Origin of the sequence: Vibrio sp. 10N.222.52.B7, assembly GCF_041474275.1 — a bacterium.
In the GTDB taxonomy this organism is placed as follows: Bacteria; Pseudomonadota; Gammaproteobacteria; order Enterobacterales; family Vibrionaceae; genus Vibrio; species Vibrio crassostreae_C.
Genome location: NZ_JBFRTU010000428.1, coordinates 1 through 336, shown reverse-complemented (window position 1 = coordinate 336; position 336 = coordinate 1). Strand labels below are relative to the sequence as shown.

Sequence of the window (336 nt, the reverse complement as noted above, 5' to 3'; positions counted from 1 at the left end):
GCTTTAGCTTGTTCTTCAGATTTAACTTCAGCTTCAGGCTTGGCTTCTTCCTTTGCAGGTTCTGCTTTTACTTGCTCCCCCCAACCAGCAGGCTCACGGATCTCGGTTTTACGATCCATCAAATCATCAATTTGACCCGCATCAATCGTTTCATACTTCATTAATGCATCTTTCATTGAGTGCATTAAATCCATATTGTCTTCGAGTATTTGTTTCGCTCGAGCGTAATTACGATCAATTAGGATACGAATCTCTTCATCGATAAGTCGAGTGGTTTCATCCGAGACGTGTTTCGCTTTGCTCATTCCGCGGCCTAAGAAAACTTCACCTTCTTCT

At 42.6% G+C, this 336-nt stretch carries 1 pseudogene; it reads right to left on the bottom strand.

Annotation, left to right across the window (positions count from 1 at the left end):
• Positions 1–336 (bottom strand): annotated as a pseudogene (locus tag AB4512_RS23535) (ATP-dependent metalloprotease); the annotation flags it as partial.